General features: G+C 62.8%; 20 protein-coding genes and 1 pseudogene. 14 read left to right on the forward strand and 7 right to left on the reverse strand.

Annotation, left to right across the window (positions count from 1 at the left end; translation table 11 throughout):
- Positions 1-186: 186 nt before the first annotated feature.
- The 7 genes from ACQY5K_RS14020 (at position 187) to ACQY5K_RS14050 (ending at position 7,297) form a co-directional block, all read left to right on the forward strand.
- Positions 187-2,913 carry a cell wall-binding repeat-containing protein gene (locus ACQY5K_RS14020; protein WP_428116380.1) on the forward strand — a complete coding sequence of 909 codons (2,727 nt, stop codon included), beginning with the start codon at positions 187-189 and terminating at the stop codon, positions 2,911-2,913.
- A 415-nt stretch (positions 2,914-3,328) separates the two neighbouring features.
- Entirely contained in the window at positions 3,329-3,793 is a 465-nt protein-coding gene (locus tag ACQY5K_RS14025) for a DNA-processing protein DprA (RefSeq protein WP_428116383.1), read from the forward strand.
- Between the two features lie 34 nt (positions 3,794-3,827).
- Entirely contained in the window at positions 3,828-4,934 is a 1,107-nt protein-coding gene (locus ACQY5K_RS14030) for an ISL3 family transposase (protein WP_428116385.1), read from the forward strand.
- 52 nt (positions 4,935-4,986) lie between these two features.
- The gene (locus tag ACQY5K_RS14035; RefSeq protein WP_428116388.1) at positions 4,987-5,226 is read left to right on the forward strand and encodes a hypothetical protein; all 240 of its coding nucleotides are present in this window, start codon (positions 4,987-4,989) and stop codon (positions 5,224-5,226) included.
- 364 nt (positions 5,227-5,590) lie between these two features.
- Positions 5,591-6,235 carry a type II toxin-antitoxin system antitoxin SocA domain-containing protein gene (locus ACQY5K_RS14040; protein WP_428116390.1) on the forward strand — a complete coding sequence of 215 codons (645 nt, stop codon included), beginning with the start codon at positions 5,591-5,593 and terminating at the stop codon, positions 6,233-6,235.
- Positions 6,236-6,237: 2 nt separating this feature from the next.
- Positions 6,238-6,621 carry a type II toxin-antitoxin system PemK/MazF family toxin gene (locus ACQY5K_RS14045; RefSeq protein WP_428116393.1) on the forward strand — a complete coding sequence of 128 codons (384 nt, stop codon included), beginning with the start codon at positions 6,238-6,240 and terminating at the stop codon, positions 6,619-6,621.
- Positions 6,622-7,015: 394 nt separating this feature from the next.
- Positions 7,016-7,297 (forward strand): hypothetical protein, encoded by a 282-nt coding sequence (locus ACQY5K_RS14050; protein WP_428116395.1) that lies wholly within the window; start codon positions 7,016-7,018, stop codon positions 7,295-7,297.
- A gap of 402 nt (positions 7,298-7,699) precedes the next feature.
- Here the strand turns inward: ACQY5K_RS14050 and ACQY5K_RS14055 are convergent, their stop codons facing one another.
- Both ACQY5K_RS14055 and ACQY5K_RS14060 read right to left on the reverse strand, forming a co-directional pair.
- Positions 7,700-8,116 (reverse strand): hypothetical protein, encoded by a 417-nt coding sequence (locus tag ACQY5K_RS14055; RefSeq protein WP_428116397.1) that lies wholly within the window; start codon positions 8,114-8,116, stop codon positions 7,700-7,702.
- A 66-nt stretch (positions 8,117-8,182) separates the two neighbouring features.
- Positions 8,183-8,455, reverse strand: a complete 273-nt coding sequence (locus ACQY5K_RS14060) for a hypothetical protein (RefSeq protein ID WP_428116399.1) — start codon at positions 8,453-8,455, stop codon at positions 8,183-8,185.
- An 8-nt stretch (positions 8,456-8,463) separates the two neighbouring features.
- Here ACQY5K_RS14060 and ACQY5K_RS14065 point away from each other — a divergent pair.
- A pseudogene (locus tag ACQY5K_RS14065) lies at positions 8,464-8,661 on the forward strand (DNA-processing protein DprA); the annotation flags it as partial.
- A 97-nt stretch (positions 8,662-8,758) separates the two neighbouring features.
- Here ACQY5K_RS14065 and ACQY5K_RS14070 read toward each other — a convergent pair.
- Positions 8,759-8,932, reverse strand: coding sequence for a hypothetical protein (locus tag ACQY5K_RS14070; protein ID WP_428122855.1), 174 nt, complete (start codon positions 8,930-8,932; stop codon positions 8,759-8,761).
- Positions 8,933-9,230: 298 nt separating this feature from the next.
- Here ACQY5K_RS14070 and ACQY5K_RS14075 point away from each other — a divergent pair, with 298 nt between their 5' ends.
- Entirely contained in the window at positions 9,231-9,776 is a 546-nt protein-coding gene (locus ACQY5K_RS14075; RefSeq protein ID WP_428116402.1) for a hypothetical protein, read from the forward strand.
- A 9-nt stretch (positions 9,777-9,785) separates the two neighbouring features.
- On the opposite strand, the gene ACQY5K_RS14080 is transcribed toward ACQY5K_RS14075, so the two are convergent.
- On the reverse strand, positions 9,786-10,949 hold the full coding sequence (locus ACQY5K_RS14080) for an ISAzo13 family transposase (RefSeq protein WP_428122603.1): 1,164 nt from the start codon (positions 10,947-10,949) through the stop codon (positions 9,786-9,788).
- A gap of 334 nt (positions 10,950-11,283) precedes the next feature.
- On the opposite strand from ACQY5K_RS14080, the gene ACQY5K_RS14085 reads away from it, so the two are divergent.
- Positions 11,284-11,901, forward strand: a complete 618-nt coding sequence (locus tag ACQY5K_RS14085; RefSeq protein WP_428116405.1) for a hypothetical protein — start codon at positions 11,284-11,286, stop codon at positions 11,899-11,901.
- A 55-nt stretch (positions 11,902-11,956) separates the two neighbouring features.
- Here the strand turns inward: ACQY5K_RS14085 and ACQY5K_RS14090 are convergent, their stop codons facing one another.
- Positions 11,957-12,382, reverse strand: a complete 426-nt coding sequence (locus ACQY5K_RS14090) for a transposase (RefSeq protein WP_428122703.1) — start codon at positions 12,380-12,382, stop codon at positions 11,957-11,959.
- 127 nt (positions 12,383-12,509) lie between these two features.
- Positions 12,510-12,944 (reverse strand): IS110 family transposase, encoded by a 435-nt coding sequence (locus ACQY5K_RS14095; protein ID WP_428116407.1) that lies wholly within the window; start codon positions 12,942-12,944, stop codon positions 12,510-12,512.
- Positions 12,945-13,310: 366 nt separating this feature from the next.
- On the opposite strand from ACQY5K_RS14095, the gene ACQY5K_RS14100 reads away from it, so the two are divergent.
- A complete protein-coding gene (locus ACQY5K_RS14100; protein ID WP_428116410.1) occupies positions 13,311-13,925 on the forward strand; it encodes a hypothetical protein in 615 nt (204 codons plus the stop codon).
- Positions 13,925-15,028 (forward strand): helix-turn-helix domain-containing protein, encoded by a 1,104-nt coding sequence (locus ACQY5K_RS14105; RefSeq protein WP_428116411.1) that lies wholly within the window; start codon positions 13,925-13,927, stop codon positions 15,026-15,028. The genes ACQY5K_RS14100 and ACQY5K_RS14105 overlap by 1 nt, the downstream gene beginning before the upstream one ends.
- A gap of 201 nt (positions 15,029-15,229) precedes the next feature.
- On the opposite strand, the gene ACQY5K_RS14110 is transcribed toward ACQY5K_RS14105, so the two are convergent.
- Positions 15,230-16,426: an ISL3 family transposase gene (locus ACQY5K_RS14110; RefSeq protein ID WP_428114698.1), complete on the reverse strand. Its 1,197-nt coding sequence runs from the start codon at positions 16,424-16,426 to the stop codon at positions 15,230-15,232.
- A 308-nt stretch (positions 16,427-16,734) separates the two neighbouring features.
- Here ACQY5K_RS14110 and ACQY5K_RS14115 point away from each other — a divergent pair, with 308 nt between their 5' ends.
- Together ACQY5K_RS14115 and ACQY5K_RS14120 are read left to right on the forward strand one after the other, a co-directional pair.
- Positions 16,735-16,935: a hypothetical protein gene (locus ACQY5K_RS14115; protein ID WP_428116412.1), complete on the forward strand. Its 201-nt coding sequence runs from the start codon at positions 16,735-16,737 to the stop codon at positions 16,933-16,935.
- Positions 16,936-17,541: 606 nt separating this feature from the next.
- Complete coding sequence (locus ACQY5K_RS14120; protein ID WP_428116414.1) at positions 17,542-18,702, forward strand: hypothetical protein; 1,161 nt, start codon at positions 17,542-17,544, stop codon at positions 18,700-18,702.
- Positions 18,703-18,719 lie beyond the last annotated feature (17 nt).

An 18,719-nucleotide genomic window follows, 5' to 3' on the forward strand; every position in this document is an offset into this window, starting at 1 on the left:
CGGCCAGGACCGCCGGGATCTCCGCAGGGAAACTGCTGTGGTGCGCAGTTAGAGCCTTTCGGCGCAGAATGTGTCACCCGAGAAGCCGGTCTACGGCGTATCCTCGGCAGTCAAGTGTTACCGCGCGGCGGTTTCCGGCGAGCGCTTCCTGTGAACGCTCGACGCTGAGCGAGGAGCTACGAGGCCATGACGAACACACGACGCCCCCGGCGCACCATTGCTGCGATCTCGGCGGTGCTGCTGGGCGCCTCCGTGTTGGCGGCGGTGATGAGCAGTCCGGTCCAGGCCGCGAACACGGCCAGCGAGGCGCTCGTCGACACCGACAACGACGGCGTGGCTGACGCACGTGAATTCGGCGGGCGCGATCGCTACGACACGGCGCTGCGGCTGGCCCATAACTTCGGCAGATCCAAGGGCTTGGGTGGCGTGGCCGAGGCATTCGTGGCATCGGGCGAGACGCTGGTGGATGCGGTAGCCGTGTCCGGCCTTGCGGGGTACTTGGATGCTCCGGTGGTGCTGACCTACAGGCACAGCTTGCCTGGCGCAATTGCCGATTACCTGGAGGACTACGGCGTTCAGAACATCCATGTGCTCGGCGGCCCAGCCGCGGTATCCGAGGCGGTGCTCGAGTCGCTCCAGGCGCTCGATCACGCGCCGACGGTGGCGCGCATCCAAGGTGCCGACCGGTACGCCACCGCAGCCGCGATTGCCGCCACGCTCAGCGGCGGCATCGCCGGGGGCAACGTGTGGTGCGGCGGCACCGCCAAGGCGGCCATCCTGACCAACGGCGGCGACGTCTCATTGGCCTACGCCATGCTCGTGGGCCCGATCGCCAGCCGCTTGCAGCTGCCGGTGCTGCTGACCGCACACGACGAGCTGCCCGATGCAACACGGGACATCATCAACGACGAGGACTACGAGCACATCGTGATCGTGGGCGGCACCAGCAGCGTGTCCGCCAACGTCTCGGGCGATCTGACCACAGCCGGGGTCGACACCATCACCCGCATCAGCGGCGACACACCGGCGGAGGCTTCGGCGTCGCTGGCGAGACTGGCCACCAACGGCTGCCGCGGCGACCTCGGCGGAGTGTCGGACACGACGGTCGCCTTGGTGGCCGAGAGCGGCCTGCCCGACGGCGTTGCCGCATCGCCGGTGCTGGCGAGTTCGTACCGCTCGGGCCTGCTCGTGCCGATGCTGGTCGTGGGTGATTCGCTGCCAGGTTCGGTCCGCGACTACCTGGCCGCCACAGCGCAGGAAGACACGGCGGGCAACAAGCTGCACATGGAGATCGTGGCCATCGGCGGACATGCCGCCGTCACCCGGGGCGCCATGAGCGCAGCGCTCGATGCGGCAGCCTCGGCGAGAGCGCTCGCCGTGAGCATCGTCTCGCCCACTGACTGGGACAACGACGGCCAGATGGACGACGCGCCACGCGCCGGTGAGACGTCGTTCGAGCTGCGCTTCAGTGATGACATTGCGGGTGACGCCGACAACGCCTCGGCCGCGACCGCTCAGTTGCGAGCGAGGCTGCTCGATGTGCTCCGCATCGGCGGGGTGCCCGCTGTGCTCATGGGCCAAAGTGACACGCCGCCGGGTGTGGGCTTTGGCGGAAGCGCCACGGACTGCAACCCCGATGTGGTGACGGTGAATCTTGCATCTCCTCTGAAAGTCGGCCAACAGATTTCCATCGCCGACACATCGATCGAATTCGGTGCTCAATCGGACAGGCGTCCGCTCGCCCGCAGTTCAACCTCGGTCGTCAGGAAAGAAGTGCGGAAGCCCACCTTCGAGATCATCTCGATTATCGGGCAGGATTCGTTCACGGTCATCGCGAAGGACAACCAGAGCACCGACTCTGGCCTCGCTAATGGCGAAGAGCTGACCGACTCCGAAGTCACGGTGAGCTCGGGCGCCGACCTGTCGGTCAGCACGGTCACCGGCGACGCGGTGTCGACCGCCAACGGCAGGGTCACCGAACACACCTTCACCGTGACCATGAGCAGGAACTTGGAGCGCGGCGACAGGGTCAAGATCGCCAAGGACGCGATCATGGACGACGCTGGCAATCTCAATAACGAACAGGCCAGTCCCGCACCTATCTCGCCGACATCCTCCGTGCGTCTGACGAACGTCCGGGTGAGCGGCCAGTTCCACGATGTGCAAGCCAAGTACGCGGTACCGGCGGCACTGACCGGAGGCAACAGCGCGGACGGCGATGCCGAGGACGTGTTCTTCACGACGAAGCCCAACGGGAACGCGGGCGGCGCCAACGGCAACGGCTGGACGTTCGACTTCCGCATGGCCAGCACCTACGACGCGAACAAGCCCGTCGGCATTGAGGTGTTGGTGGATGCGAACGGCAAGCGTGCGTTCATCACGTTCGTCAACGGCAAGCCGAAGTTCGCCGACTTGGCAGCTGCGCTGAGGTCGCACAGCGGGTTCAACAGCCTCTGGGACGTCAGCGTCGACAACGTGGACAACGCATGCGCACCGTCCAACGAAGCGCTCACCGTTGCGGCGGCCATCACTGCGAGTGGGGACGAGGTCCGCAAGGGCAACACCAGGATGGCCATTGAGGCGACGTTCAGTGGCTATGTGGAGCTGGTGAACAGCAGCGAACTGCTCACCGATGTGTTCGCAGCCACAGTGGTTCGTGTGCCGACGGCCGCGCTGTCCGACATCGGTCTCGGAAGCGCGAGCAATGTCTCCGGACCGGTCCGGTCGGTTCGCTATGTGGCTTCGACCGAAGATGTGACTTGGTTGCCGAAGTCCGGTGATCGCTACGACGTCGACGCGGACACCATCGCCGACGGCTATGTGGACGACGTTGACACCACCACCGAGGACGAGAGCAAAAATCGCGCCCAGACGAATCTGAGAATCGGAAGCGGCGGCACCACACCGCGGTAGCCCCCGCTGAGACGGTTGGCCCACTGCACCCCGAGTTCAGCGAGCCCACCGGCCAGTCCAAACCGAGAGGAGCCCCGGGGCACCCGCCCCGGGCCTCCCCGACTTCCGCTGGCGAAGCCGTGGCCGGACTCCCCTCCAGGCCAAGTCCCGCACGGGCGTCAGCGCTAGTTCCGGCGACTCTCGCCGAGGCTGTTGACGCGGCCAGCGAATTAGCGGCCCAATCGTTTGAGACCCATTGATATGAACTCTGGGGTGCCGAGCCAGAGGTCAACTTGATCGCTGGAAATACGATGACCACCGCGCCTTGTAGCACCGGCCATCTACGCTCAGGGCCGCACTTAGGAGCGGCGGCGAACAGCGATCTGCCGCTGTCCGAAACCGGGGAGAGTTACCACTTTTTGAGTGGAGGGCCGAAATGAACTCAGTCGACGTCTCGGAGGTACTTGAAGACGAACCGCTTCTCGCCGCGCTGTGTGAGGAGCTCGTTACGTTCATGAACGGGTCGAACATGGGCCGGTTGACATTTCTGCTCGACGAACTGATGCTCGATCCGAGCGGGAGTCATCTTGATGAGTCCGACTATGAGTGGCTCCAGGACGGAGTGCGCGGGGCAGCACAGCGCCGCGATGCTTGGACGCGTGAAATTCTGCGACTCGCCGACGAGGGCGTCTCGGTGGTTACTAGTACCGGACCAGGGTACCCAGTCAATCTCACGCTGGTCCATGACGGACCTCCGCTGCTGTTCGTCAAGGGCGACCTCTGTGAGCAGGACCGGCGAGCCGTGGCGGTGGTGGGTACGCGAGTTGCCTCGAAGATCGGCCTCGATCTTGCGCAGTTGATTTCTGGCCCTTCGTCTTTTGTTGGGATGAGGTTGGGTTGAGGGGGTCGTCGTCGACGCGCCGGAGGAGCTGGTGGTGCGGGTGTGCTCGACGGTGCGCCGCCCCAGATGCCCCGATTGCGGGGTCCCGAGCGGGAAGGTTCATGACCGCGGGGACAACAAGATCCGCGACTTGGAGGTGTCGGGGCGGCCGGTGACGCTGATCTGGGAGCGGCGGCGGCTGGTGTGCGAGCCGTGCGGCAGCCGTTTCAGTGAGGGCCATCAGGGGTTCGAGGGCCGCGTCACGGCGCGTCTGGCGCGCCGGCTGGTCAAAGACGCCCGTGCGATGACGGTCAACGCGGCAGCCAAACGCCACCAGGTGAGCTGGAAGCTGGTGAACGCGCTGGTGGTCGCATGGGCGGGGCTGGTCCGCGAGCACCGCCGCCGGCAAAGATGCCGGGTGCTGGGGGTGGAGGGGACCTCGATCCGCAAGCGGCACCGCTGCGTGACGGTGATCGTCAACGGCGACACCGGCGAGGTGCTCGCCATGGTGCCCCACCGCGACGCCGGGGTGCTCAGCGCGTTCCTGGCCGCCCAAGGGCCCCGATGGTGCAAAGCCGTGAAGGTCGTCGTCTGCGACGGCTCGGCGGCGTACAAAGCAGCGATAGAGGCGCGGCTCGGCCACGCCCGCCACGTCCTGGACCGGTACCGGGTCATCAGATGGTTCCAAGCAGGGCTCACCGCGGTCCGCCGAGACGTCCAGCGCCGCCCCGAAGGCTCCAAGCCCGCTTTCGACCGCGACGTGTTCCGGGCGAGATTCCTGCTGATGCGCAGACCCGACAAGCTCGACGCCGCCGACCAGGCCCGCCTTGACGTCCTGTTCGCCGCCCACCCACGGCTCAACCCAGCCCGGGACGCGCTCGGCGAACTGCACGGCCTCTATCTCGCCGACGACCACAAAGGCGCGATGGCAGCGCTCGACCGCTTCGCCGACATCTACGCCACCGGGCTGATCCCCGAGTTCAGCGACACCGTCGACGCCTTCTTGGCCTGGCATGCCCAGATCCTCGACTGGCACCGAACGGGGCGGCCCCCCAACGGCCGAATCGACCGCACCAACAACCTGCTCCAAGTCCTGCGACGCCGAGCCCACGGCTTCACCAACTACGCCAACTTCGAAGCCCGCGGACTCCTCCTAACATGAACCCCGCCGAACCCAGCAGCCCGAATCCCAACAAAAGACGAAGGCTCAAGTAATGGCCGATGTAGACGGGGTGCCGCAGCGCCGTCGCGACTCCAAGCGGGTCCGCCAGCCATCGATCGGGCGAGTGCTTGATGGATTCCTCGAGGGCGCGGGCGAGATGACGGGCGCTCACATGGAATCTGGCGGGATCGGGACGCCATCGGGCGATCTTGTATGCGGCCTGAGCCGGCGGCATCGAGTTCAGCTCATCGGCGGAATATGGGCTCTCGAAGTCATACGACTCGACGGTTGACGCTTGCAAGAGGTCGTCGCGCGTCAGATCGCCGCCTTCCGGCGAGACCGGGAAGGCGGCGAAAGGATATCCGAATGGTGGCGCCAGCCGGCCCCCAGCCGGCTGCTGATCTACTCGGGATCTACCATCACCGCAAGCCTCTGACCAGTGCCTTTGTACTTGCGAAGGTGGCCATTCGGGTATTGTTCAGCAGTCTCCCAGCACCCAATACTCGGCAGGCATCGGGAGTCTCAGAGGTCCCGGCATGCTCGCGAATGTGGGCGTCGGCGCGCGGCCCTCTCCCCAAGGAGGTCGCTACAACGACTTGATCTCTAGCCGTCCAAGTTGTCGAGGCGTGGCGTTCTGCAGTGGTTACGCTGGCGTCATGGCCCTTCTGCGCACCGACGCCTCCCTCGCGTCGAAGGCGATGAAGACGCTCTTGGGGCTCGCATCGACCAGGCAGCAGCGAATGACTCGCATGAAGGTCGCGAAGCTCCTCTATCTGACGGATCTGCGGTCAGTCGAGCACGTTGGCGTTCTCGGATCGGGTGTGGTGTGGCAGTGGCGCGAACACGGACCGTTCTCGGACGATCTCTACAGTGTCGAGAACGCGTTGAGAGCAGCAGGCGACATCAGCGTCGAGCCGACCCTCAACGCCTACGGCAACCCGGAATACCGCCTTTTTGCCCCGCCGCTCATCCGGAATAGCTCCGACCAGGCAGACCGCTTCCTTGAGCACCTCGACGCAGTTCTGGCTGAGTACGGTGATCTCAGCCCCACCCACCTCAAGAATCTCACCTACGAGACAGCGCCGATGCAGGAAGCCCAAGCTGACGGGCAGCGAAACGTCATCCTCGACTTGGGCGATACGCCTCCTGTCCCGGACGCGACAGCGACTTTGCGGCGTTTTCAGCGCATGCTCAACAGCCATGTCGACGAAGAGCCAGCACCACGGGGCTGCAGCGAGGAAATCCTGATCCCGCTGCGCGCGGCCCGTGCGCGAGCGAACCGGATCTTGCTCGACGACTAGATGTGAATCAGCCTGTCACCGGCGGCGTCTACTACGTCGCCGACGAAGCGTTGTCGCTCGACGACGGCCAACCCCGCAATGTGCACGACGCCCGCAGGCCGTTCGTCGTTCTCAGCGCAGCCGACTACAACAACAATCCAGAGTGGCGCGTCGTTCTGGGCTGCCCGACTTCAAAGTCGACACGGTTCCGAACAAGCCTGTGCGTGAAGCTCGCCGCAGGCGAAGGGAACGTGCCCGAAAAGTGCTGGGTTCGAATTCCCGCGCTGCAAGCAATCCCCAGGTCGGATCTTCAGGACCTGACAGGCCACCTTCCCCCTGACAAGCTCCACGAAGTACGTATGCGCGGGCTGCAATTGATGGGGCTCATCGACGAGGAGCCGTTCTAAAGCCACCTTGTGGGGGGTTGGTGCGATTGGGTAAACGCCCTGGTCACAGCTTTGCGTTGATTGGGCGTGGAGCGCGCGAACGCCGATTCTGGAACGCGTTTGGGTCGAATCCGGAACGCGTTTCGACGGTATGCGCTGGTCACAGTGCCCGCCCTGAACGTCTCGTCGGCATCCGATGCAGCCTGGCGTCCCGGGGTCGGTGGGGCAAGGAATTGGAGTGCTGGGATTCGGATGGGTCGATGGGGCGCGAAGTGTGCCGCGGCGCGCTGTCGAGTTTTCTCCACTGTCGGCGTAATTTGCCCTCCCAGCTGTGGACATCCTTCGGCAATATGGCAGCAAGCGGCCATCCTCGGGTCCGCAAACAGAAACCACAAGACCCCCAAGGAGGATTCCCATGATCACTATCGACATCCCGACCTGGCTGCAGATTGCGGCTCTGGTCCTTGCCGTCGTCTACGCCGTGCCCAAGGCACTGCGAGCAGTCGTCGTCGTGACTGTGTACGTCACAAGCCTGTTGCGGGGCCAATGGCCTGCGCGCACCGCCGATCGAGATGGCCACAGTTCGCTCTACCCCATGCAAATGCGCGGTGCTCTCGGCAGTGTCATTGACGACATCATCGGCTGGGCATTCGGCTTCAGCAGCACCAAGCGCACAAAGAACGCGACCAGCCCATGACGCCACTGAGCACACGACAGACGCCCACAGAACCGACGAGTAGTGACATCGGATGAGGAGGCGCCACGCGAGTGTGCGCTGACGGAGCCAGCGATGACCGATGACAGCAAACGAGGACTGAGCGCTGGCGAGATGCGCAGGCGCGTACGCAGATACCCGCGAGACGCACTGCTGCGCGCCATCGGCCGCATGAACGCGAGCGAGACGAGATCACGGCGTGCAAGACCCAGCCCTGATGAGAGCAAGCTTGCTCCGATATCGGAGAGCTACTCGCTGATGCTCGCCGGCATCTGCGTGACGATAGGCAAGAGCCATCGGAGGGCGCGCGTCACAGACCGTGCTGTCGGCGAACTGGTCAACGAACTGTTCAACGTTCGGGACCCCAGTCTCGACAGGCCCGACTCAGACGACGCACTGCAGCGGATGCTGTCGAGAACGACCTATCTGCAGATGCCTTTCCAGAACGAGCCGTGGCCGCCGCTCATGAGAACGCTGTGCTTGTACGGCGACGACCCCAGATTCGATCCATCCGCTATCGAGAAGCACCAGTGGCATGGCATCGTCGGTGCCTCGGTGGAGCAGTTCTTGCAGATCGGCTTCCTGATGTACGTGGCTGCGATCCAAAACGACGGCGCCATCAACCGCGCCGTATTCGACCCAGCGCGGTTCGACCAGATCGTTCATCCGCTGACCATCGCGGAAGCTCTCGCGGTCGCTGACCAATGGCTCACACGGCCAGTCGAAGAGCTTGCAGCAGCGGGACGCGAGAATGCTGCCGACGACGATGACCATTGGGGCTACAACCCGTTCTTCGAGCACCCAATAGCACTCCTGGAAGATGACACCTGTGTGATGCCCAGCCCGTTGGGTGTGCTTCAGCGCCTGTCACCCCAGGGCGTGTTCTTCATCATCCGCGACGCCATCGACCGCGGCCTGATCAGCACGACAATCCGGGACTTCTCCGACGCGCTCGGAAAACGGTTCGAGCGCTACATCGGCGCGCAGCTCAAGCAACTGAAGCACGTCACCGTGCACAGCGAGATCGCCTACGACAAGGGCCAGAAGCTGAGCGTCGACTACATCGTCGAGACGCCGGAAGCTCTCGTGCTCGTTGAGGCGAAGCTGGTGGTCGCACGATCGCTGTCTTCGGGACGCCAATTGACAGGGTGTATCCGGCTGCAAATCGCCCGCTTGCCCGCCGAATTGCTGATACGGGTGCATGCGTCTCACAGTTTCTTCCCGGTGTGCGTACTGGCCCGTGGTCCTTTCCGGCTCGCAATCTCACCGGATCAGGACTCTCACTGGCGACGGTGGTTGTCGAGGCATCGGAGAGCTCGGGAGCACGACTTCAGGCCCAGGCGGCACTCAAGCACGGTAAGCGAGTCTTTCTCGTGGAATCGTTGGTGACCGCGCAACCGTGGGCCGAGCAGATGGCTGAAGGCTCGTGCAATGCAACGGTGGTCAGGGGCGCTGAGGAGATCGTCCAAGCACTGCCCGCTCACCGCAACCCCCACACTGCACCCGCCGCCCGTCAGGGGTCTGCACCCACACCACGATCTCGCTGCCCTCGACGCGAACCCGCGTGATCTCCACGCAATCCGCGCCCAGCAACACCACAGAACTAACTTCACCCACGAGGGGCCTCCCGACTCTTCGACTTTGTGATGAGTCACAAGAATCGGCGAGGCCCCCGCCTCAACGGCGGACCCTCACATCACCCAGGTCCCAGCGCAGCCAGTCTTGTCATTGAGTCGAGCGACCAAAGCGGCACGCGGATCGAAGCAGAACTGACACTCGAACAGGCTAAGCCGGTGCTTCTGTGGGCGCCGATCCTCGCCGACGAATCATGGGCCCAAGAATTCGCGGATCACCCGCTCGTCTCATTCGTTGAGTGCGTCGCCGATGTCGCCGCAGTCCTAGACCGCAGAGTTCCGTGACGGCCGAACTCACAGCCATCAAGGAGCACCCGGACGTGGTCATTCGCGATCGAGAGTCGAGAGCTGTAGCGGCAATAGCTGCTCGCTACCTCGTTGAGCACGGTGACGCGCTCGCGGGGAGTGTCGGTGCCTGGGAGGCCACCGTTGCCGTGCCGTCTACCCATCACAGCTACGAGCCGGCGCTCCAAGTCGCTATTGAAACCAATTTCCCCGCTGCGTTCGCCCCATTCACCCGGCCTCTGGTCAAAGGACCGGGCAGCATGAGCTTCAACCGGGCGAGTGAAGCGGGGTTCATTTCAGACGAAGATGCTGCAGGCAAGACCTACTTGCTTGTGGATGACACCTTTACTACCGGGGCACGTCTTCACTCAGCTCACCACGCGCTCGTGGCCGCGGGAGCAACTGTCCCCGCTGCCATTGTCGTCACGCGCAAGATTAACCCTGCAGCGAAGTACGGCACCCTTGATCTGTGGAACCGCCAGACCCAGATCGAATTCAAATTTGGGGGCCTATATCGGGTGTTAGGGTCCGCCGCGAGTTAGGTCGCGTGTTCAGTTGGGTGTGATGGTGTAGTTCCATTCGCCGTGCCAGTGGTGGGGGCACAGCGGCAGTTGTTCCATTTGTGTGTTGGTGATCTTGATGCCGCGTTGGTACCAGCCGGGGTCGTAGGCGGCTTGCACGGTGAGTCCGGTTTGGGTGGTGGTGGAGGCGATGAGCTCGATGATCGTGGCGATGTCGGTGAGGGGTCGGCCTCGCCAGTTCATGGAGATGAAGCTGAAGAGGCGGTGTTCGATCTTGTTCCACTTGCTGGTGCCGGGCGGGTAGTGCACGACGGTGATCTCGAGGCCGGTCTCGGCGGCGAGGCGGGCGAGGAACCACTTCCAGGCGCGGGGCCGGTAGCCGTTGGAGCCGCCGGCGTCGGCGGTGATCAGCAGCCGGGTCGCGGTCGGGAACCGGTCGCGGCCCAGGGTGTTCCACCAGCGGCGGATGGACTCCACGGCGAACTCGGCTGTGTCGGCGGAGTCGCCGACGTTGACCCAGCCGGCGTTGTTGGCGACGTCGTAGACGCCGTAGGGGATGGCCTTGGCGAACTCGCCCAGCGCCCGATCAGCGAAGTCGTGCACGCTCACCCGCTCGGGTTCCCCGGCGGGCTGCCACTCGGCGCCGCCGTTGGCGTAGGACCCGATCAGCTCTTTCTTCTTGGTGTCCACGCTGATCACCGGGTCGCCGACGGCGAGGCGCTCCGAGGCCAGCGCGTTGAGATAGGCGAACTGGGCGTCGCGGTCGGGGTGCTGGGCTCCCTCGTTCTGCTTGGCCGGCGCCTGCAACGAGTAGCCCATCTGGTGCAGCAGCCGGCGCACCAGCTCCGCGGACGCCTTGAAGCCCTGCCCGGCGAGCTCGCGTGCGAGCTGATACGTCGACTTCAGCGTCCAGCGCAGCGGCGACATCGGGCTGCCCCGCGTGACCGGATGCACCAGCTCGTCGAGCGCTTCGAGCAGACCGGGCTGCTTGTCGACCGCCGGGCGGTCCCCGCCGCCCTCGGCGCGCTGACGATCCCACGGCTCGGCCCCGGCGCGCACCTCGCGCACCGCCTTGGACATCGTCGAGGTCGAGACCCCCGACGCCCCCACAACGAACGCCTGCCCGCCGCGGCCCAGCGCCTCGGCCAACGCGCCGCTCACCACACGCCGCTGACGCTCGCCCAGATGAGGCATGACGGTCTCGAAGAACACCCTCGCATCGGTCGCCGAAAGCTCCACACACCCGACACTACACCTCGCGTGTTAACCTGTGGCGCACCCTAAGAACCATGACTGGGTTAATTGGGAGATCGAGTATGCGAATAAACACGACAAGACTATCGTAGGAGTGTGGGCGCCAGGATTTGCCGACTGTGACGTGCCCGAACCGCTAGAAAAGTATGCCGATGCAGTCGTAGCATGGAACTCAGAGAAAATTCTGGTGGCCCTAAATGGGGAGCAGATTTCTGATACTGCGTCTGGAGTTCCCCGACCGAACCAGCCAATTGACCGCATCGGATGCAATTGAATGGGCGGCCTGTATACCTATGTCATGCCATATGACATAGGGTTCGCGCCAAACCCGTACCACGGTGCATGCACCTTGGCCACTTGCAAACCGGGGATTAGACGAACTGCTCAGCCCGGAGATTGGGTAGTCGGTATCGGCTCCAAGCAACGATGCCGAAAGAATCTCATGATATACGCGATGCGGGTTCAAGAGATTCTCTCGTATGACGAATACTGGGAAAGTCCGAGGTTTGCCCGCAAGAAACCCTTTCGCGCTGGCAGCCTCAAGCAACGCTACGGTGACAACGTATACCACCATACGATTGATGGCCGTGAATGGGTTCAAGAAGATAGCAGGCACAGTCTCGATGGCGGTACGCCAAACCCAAAGCACTTGAAGCGGGACACGAGTGCCCCACAAGTTCTAGTGTCCACATCATTTGCATACTATGGCGACCAAGCAATCGAAATCCCAGTTCAGTTTCGCGTGTGGGATGGAAAGGAAATTCTCAACACGGGTCCTGGTTACCGCCGCAACTTCCCAGCCGAACTACGCGCCGAATTCATAGCTTGGCTCGAATTACGAGCCAACGTCGGCATCGCGGGGGAGCCTGCAGACTGGCCTAGAGACGTGTGACGTAAGTCACGTCCTAGATGAGCTCCTATGTCAAGTTGGTGGCGTGGAGGTGGGTTCAGATGCGGTCTGAGATGCCTCGTTTGAGGGCGCGGATGGCTTCTCGTTTGGTTTTGCCGCGGGCGAGGCAGCGTTCGTAGTAGCGGCGGCCTTCGGTGTGTCTGTGGGCGATTTGGGTGAGAGCGGCGGTGTGGATGGTTTTGTTGAGCTGGCGGTTGCCGCCTCGGTTGAGCCTGTGCCGACGGACGCGGCCGCTGGAGGCTTCGATGGAGGCGGTGCCGTTGGCCATCGCGAACGCGGCTTTGGTCGCGAATCGGGCGGGGTCGCCGACTTCGGTGAGTATGTCGGCCGCGACGAGGTGGCCGATGCCGTCGATGCAGCGCAGTGTGGTGCGGGTCGCATCGACAGCGCCGCGGATCTCGTAGGCGAGATCGTCGATGGTGCGCTGCAGGGCGCGCAGTGCTTTGATGCCGCTGCGGGCGATTTATGCACGGCTGCTGAGGTCGCCGCGCAGCAGCCTGGCGGCGCGGTCGTAGGCCGCTGTGGTGCTGAGCCGTCCCAAACGGTGGTGGTATCCGGGCCGCAGCTGCTCGAGATCTGCCTGCAGTCGGTTAGCCTGGCGGATTCGGTCGGCGACGAGTTCGCGTCGGTATCGCACCAAACAGCGCAGCTCCTCGGTGCCGCCGCCGGGCCGCGGCGGGGGCAGGCAGGGCACACGAAGACCGACTCGGGCGATCGCCAGGCGCGTCGCCGGGATCGGTCTTGGCGCCGGTGCGCTGGCGACGGCGTGTTACTGCTGTCATCTGCGGGGGCACCTCGACGACCGGCGCGCCTACGTCGCTCAGCGCTGTTGCGGCGGGTCGGCCGTAGTTGCCTGAGCCTTCGATGGCGACCAGGGTCGCGCTGTGGTGCTGGACCCAGCCGGCCAGCTCGGCATGCCCTTTGGGCGTGTTCGCGAAGCTGCGATGCTCCAACGGGCGGCCGGTGTTGTCCGCAGCGCACGCAGCAAGAGTGTCTTTGTGGGTGTCGATGCCCACCACAGTCATGTTGTGCCTCCTTTGGTCGGGTGTGCCAGGCTGGCCTCGGCGGTGCGCACACATGCGTCGGGCCACCTCGATGAGGGGTGTTCACGCTCCAATCAAGCGATATCGCCGAGGCATCGAACCGGCGGGGAGGCACTCAACTAGAAAGCCACCGCCACAGCCGAACCGGCCACAGCAGGGCACGTCGGTGTGAGCCATCCCCGCCGGCGCTGCCACCCCCAAAACATGACACGCATGGTCGGTTCCAGCGTGCGGCTGCCTCGGACCCGCTCCTCCAGTGTGAATCGGCCGTTCGCATCGCTCCACACCGACGCGATGCCCGCTGATAGGTCCGCCGTTCGGGTTATGAAGCTGCTTATAATATCTTTCATGGTTGGATCCGAAGAGCACTTCCGCACCACGATTGGACCGGAGCGGGCTGCGGCCCTCTTTGACGCCTTGGCCTCGTCGAGCGATCGCGCCCGCGCGGTGACCGCCCGGGAAGGCTTCACTGAAGCGCGAACAGAACCAGTCATAGCCTTCGACTTCGCCGTCAATGGCATGGCCGACCTTGAGTCACACCCAGGCGTTCGCATGGTGACCGTCAAGAATCAGCATTTTTGGACTATCGATGACATCTACGCCATTCGCGTCAAGAAGCTTGGCGCCAACCTTCGATCCTCCAATCATCAATCTGAGCAACAGGAGATGATTAGCCGGCAAGCCGTCCTCCCCGGCCTCGAGCCGCTCATCTATGTGACCGCCGGAACGACGTACTCGCGGCGCACCGGTCTTGCCGGCCAGTCCGTCGTCGTCAAGTACTGCGCAGGGCCCATGCACAAGCAGCGGGTCGAGTGGTTTGTTGACCTCGAGGAACTTGCATCTGGTGGCATGGCACCGGTCGCCCCGATCCTGCCGCTGCCTTCGGTACCGGCAGCCCCAGCGGCGGTTTCCGCAAGGCGAGCCATAGATCTCAAGCCAGAAGCTGGGACTTCGGCGGAGTAGTGGAACCCAAACTGATCGAGCTCGCCCGAGTCGGAGCTGGCCTTACTCAAGGTCAATTGGCAAAGAAGTTGGGGAAGAGCCAACCCTTCGTGTCGCAGGTTGAGCACGGCGAGAAGGACATCCCGTCCGACCTAATTCCGTACTGGTGCGATGCGTGCGATGTCCCGGAATCGTTCCTCCTCAGAGGCAGGCTGCCACTCGACGATTCGGTTTCGGCGATGGTTCACCGAAGGATGAAAACGCTTCCGGCGAAGCCACACCATCTCGCTAACGCCCAGGTCAAGATGCGCGTTCTTGAGGTCGATTCGCTCCTCGCCGAAATCGACCTCGTACCGTCACTCGAAATCCCTCGGGTTCCGGTTGGCACTGGACCGGTTGACGCGGCGGCGTATGTGCGGAGGTCATGGCGTGTACCCGCTGGTCCCCTCCCGAATCTTGTCGAACTGATCGAGAGCACTGGGATTCCAGTCGTGCTCATGAACTGTTTCCATCCGAAGCAATCTGCGACGTCTCATCCAGGCACGTTGTGCGACTGGGTGATCACGGTCAACGACTCCCACCCGGCCAGCCGTAGGCGGTACACGCTCGCCCACGAACTCGGGCACGTAGTACTACGCCATGAGGCCGTGATCGCCCCAGATGACGCGGAACGCTCAATACTCGAGGTGCAGGCTGACGCTTTCGCGGCCGAACTGCTTATGCCGCAGGACGAGGCTCGCCGAGAACTGCGGTCCATAACGTTTAGACGCCTCGTTCTACTCAAGCAGCGCTGGCGTGTCTCAATTGCCTTCCTCATTCGACGAGCGCTCGACGTAGGAACGATTGACCCACAGTGGCGAAAACACTTGGAGATCGAACTCAGCACCCAGCCGGGAGGGCGGAGACGCGAACCGGCAGAGTTTGAACCGGAGGAGCCAAGCCTCATACGAAGAATGATCGAGGCACTCCAACACGAAGGGCTGTCGATTGCTGAGATCGCAAGTCTCGCGGGCATGACCGAACGACGGCTACGAATGATCTACCTTCGCGAGCCGGACCGCCCCCGCCTGCTGGACAACGCGCAACGAGTGGTCGTCGAGCTCCCCCGACCGTCAGCGTCATAGCCCAAGTCGGTCGAGCCCAAGTCCTTGCGCAACAGCGCCAAGCTTCGGCTTCTTGCGCCGTCGGAACGCATTCCTTAGGAACGGGATAACCGGCTGACGCGACCAAGCTCGGACATTGGCCAGCAACGCAAGGGCGGCCGCCCCGAAGACGCTCGAGCCTTCGTCTTTTGTTGGGATTCGGGCTGCTGGGCTCGGCGGGGTTCATGTTAGGAGGAGGCCGCGGGCTTCGAAGTTGGCGTAGTTGGTGAAGCCGTGGGCTCGGCGTCGCAGGACTTGGAGCAGGTTGTTGGTTCCTTCGATGCGGCCGTTGCTGGGCCGTCCCGTTTGGTGCCAGTTGAGGATCTGCTGGTGCCAGGCGAGGAATGTGTCGACGGTGTCGCTGAACTCGGGTATGTCGCCGGTGCCGTAGATGTCGGCGAACCGGTCGAGCGCTTCGAGGGCGCCTTCGCGGTCGTCGGCGAGATAGAGCTGGTGCAGCTCGCCGAGCGCGTCCCATGCTGCTTTGAGCCGCGGGTGGGCGGCGAACAGCGCGTCGAGCCGGGACTGCTCGGCCGCGTCGAGCTTGTCGGGCCGACGCATGAGCAAGAACCTGGATCGGAACACTTCGGGATCGAATGCCGGTTTGGAGCCTTCGGGGCGACGCTGCACGTCGCGGCGCACAGCGATCAGGCCGGCTTGGAACCATCTGATGACGTGGAACCGGTCCAGCACATGGCGGGCGTGGCCGAGCCGCGCCTCTATGGCTGCCTTGTACGCCTTGGAGCCGTCGGACACCACGACCTTCACGCCGCGGCACCATCTATGCCCCTGGGCAGCCAGAAAGCCGCTCAGAGCCTGGGTGTCGCGGTGGGGCACCATGGCGAGCACCTCGCCGGTGTCGCCGTTGACGAGCACCGTCACATACCGGTGCCGCTTGCGGATCGAGGTCTCGTCCACCAACAGCACCCGACACCTTTGCCGCCGACGATGGTCGGCGACCAGACCCGCCCAGGCCACCACCAAAGCGTTGACCAGCTTCCAGCCCACCTTGTGACGCTTCGCCGCCGCGTTGACCGTCATCTGACGCGCGTCGGCCACCAGCCGACGGGCCAGACGCGCCGTGACACGGCCCTCGAACGCCGGGTGGTCCTCCATGAACCGCCGGCCGCCGCAGACGCCGCAGACCATGCGCCGCTGCTCGAACACCAGCGTCACCGGCCGGCCCGACACCTCCAAGTCGCGGATCTCCCGGTCACGGCGATCATGAGCCTTCCCGCTCGGGGTCCCGCAATCAGGACAACACGGGCGGCGCACCGTCGAGCGCACCCGCACCACCAGCCGCTCAGGCGCGTCGACCACCACCCCCAGCACTTCGACACGCGGCAGCCACAGCCGCACCGACATAACATCACGCTTCATCGAGGCCCTCCAGGGTTCGGCGTCTCACAACACCGATCCCAGCAGGGCCTCGACCCCTACAAACGGACCCTCAACCCACCCTCATCCCAACAAAAGGCGAAGGGCCAGACGCTCTCATCAAGACCATCGCTGGGTTCACCAACTCTCCACTCGGCGGAACGCTGCTGGTGGGCGTAGTCGACGACGGTTCCGTCCGCGCGCCAGAGGACGACTTCGCCACGATCTCCGAGCGCGGCGAGGGTGACCTGTGAGGTCAGCACCTGGAGAAGTCAATCCGGAGCCGGCTCGGGGACTCGGTGCTGCCGCTGATGGGAATCGAATCCCACACCGTCGACGACGACCACCTCGCCCGCATCAACATCGACCCATCAGGCTTCCCCGTGTACGAACGCCGAGGCGACGACCAGATCGCCTGGCTCCGCACCCCCACATCGACAGTCGCATTCCGCGACCAAGACCAACGCGACCGCATCACTGCCCGCCGCTGGCCCAGCCATTCCTACTCTTGACCCTGTCGTAGATACTTGATTGTTACGCTCTTTCGTGAGAGACAGACCTGATGGGAAAACGAGAACAGCACAGCTAACCTCTAGGCGCAAGCCTCTGCTCCACCTATCCGTATGCCCATGTAACTTCCACGAGCGAACCGAAAAGCGGCAACTCGAACCAATGCTGAGCCAAACAACATTCGCGCGGACTGCGGTACCTCAACAGGCAGGAACGTACTATTCGGGCAACAACTGCTGCGATGCCTATATTGCAGTTGGATATCATCGCGATGGCACGCATAACAAGAGCCAGTGGTTGCCCACATTCACAGTCCATCAAGAGTATCTTACATTTTGCGTAGCCCTCAAACACGGATGGAGAGATGATGCTGCCAATCTCTGGTCCGTCCGGCCGTCAATGAGTGTCGTGGGAACCGGCGGTGAACGACTGGCCTATTTCGTTGGGCCGCAAACGAGTGGTACATGGCACGGATATCCAGTATCAGCTAAATCAGGCCGCAATCAGTGGAGGTATCGACCTCCGGGCCAAGTAATCCAGTCCTGGATAACCAACCGCTTGATCACAAAGGCCCAAGGCGCTCGCATTCGACGTCTCAAGGTTTAGCTGTGAACTACGTCGACGTTCATCTACAGGGCTTTCCAATCGAAGATGTATTCGTCTACCGCACATCGCTATATGCATGGACTTTCGACGGCGATTTGATCGTCTTTTCCATCAACGACATCGAGTCGATTATTCGAAGGGAACTATGGGACGAGCCAATTGTTGCGGACGGCGTTTGCTTCTTGCTATTTCACTCTAACCGTATCGGAGCCAAGCGCTTCCAGTATACATCCGCTCAATATCTCTCGGGGCTCGGCACCGACGTCAACATCAAGATCGACGCATCACTTATTCCGCACAATAGGTTTCGGACAACGATCGAAGCGGATTGCCTTATGGATGTGATGATTTATCTCGACAGAATGCACCTTGCAACAGACGGAGGTTTGTTTGAACTCGATCTTCCGAGAACTGTAGACGAATGGTCGAACGAGATAGTGCTGGAACGTACGCTTGCTCTTCCCTGCTATTGTTCAGCCGCGAGTCTCGGTGCACTCGCCGCATCGTGCGGCGATGAAGGCCTGATTGTCACATTCAACAACTATGAGTCCGTTCGAGATGTTTCACCGCAAAGAGTGCTGGTAGCAGAGCAGTCTCAGCGTTTGACATATGGCAGCGGCGGTCTCTTTAATTTCACCGGTAGATCTAGTTACCAATACTTGAATGGCGAGATACTCGACACGTCGCCGAGTGATGATCTCAATAGACGTTCGGCCCTTATTAGTCTCGAACCAGCGCATATAATCGACAGCACCCACGGTCAACAATTGTCTGATAGTAAGATTGACTACGTCATGTTTGCGAGACGCCGATTGGTGTTTCTCTCTGACGGACAAGTGCTTGCAGTGAGCCTTGACAAGGACCCACTAGGACGCAAATCCTCACAAGAAGCTAGCGTGTTGGGCTACTACGACCGCAATCCCATCTCGATCAGCACCACTAGATCGATGTTGATTATTGAATCAGACGAAGAGCTAGTAATTTGCGCGCCGGATTACGAGAGCGACGACTCTACGTATGTGACCACTCGCTGGAGCTGCGGCCCCACTATCGCACTTCGGACGTTTCCAATGTCGCGTCGATATTTGGATCTTGCCATAAGGACATCCGAGGCGGGAACTCACTTCTATGGACTTATAGCGGCGAGCAACGGTGCCGTCTGAAGTGCGTTTTCCTGGAG

It is taken from the genome of Candidatus Poriferisodalis sp. (assembly GCF_965262965.1).
GTDB lineage: Bacteria > Actinomycetota > Acidimicrobiia > Acidimicrobiales > Poriferisodalaceae > Poriferisodalis.